This is a genomic window from Rhodococcus sp. CX (assembly GCF_015865005.1).
In the GTDB taxonomy this organism is placed as follows: Bacteria; Actinomycetota; Actinomycetes; order Mycobacteriales; family Mycobacteriaceae; genus Rhodococcus.
Window position 1 is genome coordinate 6175 of the sequence record NZ_JADZGH010000127.1, and the last position, 2345, is coordinate 8519.

Sequence of the window (2345 nt, forward strand, 5' to 3'; positions counted from 1 at the left end):
CCTCGGACCCGTGATAGGACAGCGTCGCCGGGACCTCGCCCTCGGTGACCTCCACCCACGCGGGGATCCGCATGCTCAGGTACGCGCCGAACGCGGTGATGCCGGCGCACAGCCACAGCGCACCCGACGAGCCGAACAGCCACGCCGCGGCGGCGGCGACCGCACCGGCACCCAAGGTGCCGCCGACCAGGCCGAACACGGTCAGCCGGGAATTGACCCGGACAAGATCGATCTCCGGGGGCAGCACCCGGGGTGTCACCGCCGATTTCAGCACCGAGAACGATTTGCTCAGCACCATCATCGCCAGCGCCGCCGGGTACAGGCCCCAACTGTCGAAGTTGAACACGAGCACCACCGCGAGGACGCAGCGCAGCGCGAACGACGCCGCCAGCGCCAGCCGGCGACCGTGCTGCAACCGATCCAGCAACGGGCCGATCAGCGGGGCGATGATCGCGAAGGGGGCGATCGTGATGAGCAGGTACAGCGCGACCTTCGTCTTGTCCTCGCCGGTCGCGGCCGAGAAGAACAAGGTGTTCGCCAGCGCCACCGCGATCGCCGCGTCGCTCGCGAAGTTCGCCATCGTCGCGTACATCAGCGCCGTCAGCCCGGACTTGTCGGCGCCGTCCGCGGTGGCCGCGCGCCGGAACGTGGCGATGCCCTTGTTCGTCAGCTCCCGGCTGCGCAGGGCCGCGACCCGGGTCACGGTCAGCTTCCGCGGCATCCGCGGGGCGCGCGGTGCGTCGGACTCCGAGGCCGCGCGCGCGTCGTCGCGGGGTTTGCGATTCCCGTCGAGGGGGTGCAGCGGCGGCAGCGGAGTGCGCCGCGACCCGAGGTGCCGCGGGGGCGGATAGTTCCGGTAGCCGGGATGGCTCGCCTCGGGGTCGGGCCGGCCGGGACGCGAGGAGCGCGGAGCCGAACGGGAGTCGCTGCCGTCGGCGTCGGCACGGCCGCGCGCCGGGTCGGCGGGTCGGCGCTCGTCCGGATCGGTCACGCCTCCGATTCTTCCCCACCGTCTGCCGGGGGCGCAGACAGGTCCCGGCGTGAGATGTGATCCATGGTGCTCACGGGACGAATCGCACCTCGAACATCGTGGGCCAGTACTTGCCGGTGACGAGGAACCGGTCGGTGCCCGGCACCTGCGCGATCCCGTTGAGAACGTCGATCTCCGCGCGCTGCTCGTCGGTGAGCGCGTCGCGCAGGGCACCGGCGTCGATGGTCGCGGTCACGCGCCCTGAGCCCGGGTCGATGCGGACGATCCGGTCGGTCTGCCACACGTTCGCGTAGACGGATCCGTCCTCGGCGCACTCGAGCTCGTTGAGGTTGTCGATCTCACGGCCGTCGACGCGGACGGTCGTGCTGCCGAGCACGTCGAAGGTCGCCGGATCCCGGAACGTCAGGGTGGACGAACCGTCGCTCATCACCAGACGGTCCCCGGCCGCGCACACGCCCCAGCCCTGGCCGTCGTACTCGACGTGGTCGCGGGGAGTCAGCGTGTCGCGGTCGCGGGCGATGGCCACCCCGTCCTTCCAGGTCAGCTGCCACACCGTGTCCCCGGCCACGGTGATGCCCTCACCGAACATGTCGTCGGGAACAGGCACCCGCGTGCGTTCGACGCCTGTGTCGAGGGCCCGCGCCGACAGGTACGACCGGCCGCTCCGGCCCGTGCCCTCGAGCAGTTCGCCGTCGGAGATCTCGAGCCCCTGGGTGAACGCTTCGGGATCGTGCGGCCGGGTCGCGACGATCTCGACGCGCAGCCGGTCGGCGGGCGGACCGGGGTCGGGGACGGGTTCGTCGCCGCACCCGGCGAGGATTCCGGCGGCGAGCAGCGCGGTGGCCGGGGCCAGGACACCGGCGGTTCGGATCGGCCCGGGGAGTTTGCTGCCCTGTCGCGGTCGCACGCTGCCATCATCGCAGTCGTCGGCCGCCGTCCCGGCGGCCAAGGGTCGCGCTCCCGTTCGGGTGCGGCAGAATGGGAGCCGTGAGTGCTGTGTCTTCTGCTGATGCCCCCAGCGCGGAAAGCTCCGCCGAGGCTGTGCGACCTGTCCTCGCCGATGCGGTCGACATCGCCCGCGCGGCTCTCGACGAGCTCGGCGAAGGCGGGATCGGCCCGCATCTGGGTGTGACCGCGGAGAACGACTGCGCGGCCACCCACCGTTTCGTCGCCGACCTGCCCGGTTACCGCGGTTGGCAGTGGGCGGTCGTCGTGGCCGCTGCTCCGGAGTCCGATCACGTCACCGTCAGCGAGCTGGCGTTGCTGCCCGGACCCGACGCGCTGATCGCACCCGAATGGCTTCCGTGGAGCGAGCGGATCCGCCCCGGCGACCTCGGCCCCGGCGACCGTGATG

General features: G+C 71.9%; 2 protein-coding genes and 1 pseudogene. 1 reads left to right on the forward strand and 2 read right to left on the reverse strand.

The genetic code is table 11. The features are described from left to right. A pseudogene (locus tag I0Q12_RS32830) lies at positions 1–991 on the reverse strand (MFS transporter); the annotation flags it as partial. Positions 992–1061: 70 nt separating this feature from the next. After that, positions 1062–1898, reverse strand: coding sequence for a glutaminyl-peptide cyclotransferase (locus I0Q12_RS13955; RefSeq protein ID WP_374068697.1), 837 nt, complete (start codon positions 1896–1898; stop codon positions 1062–1064). A gap of 71 nt (positions 1899–1969) precedes the next feature. On the opposite strand from I0Q12_RS13955, the gene I0Q12_RS13960 reads away from it, so the two are divergent. Beyond that, the coding region (locus tag I0Q12_RS13960) for a DUF3027 domain-containing protein (protein WP_197252489.1) at positions 1970–2345 on the forward strand (376 nt) is incomplete at its 3' end.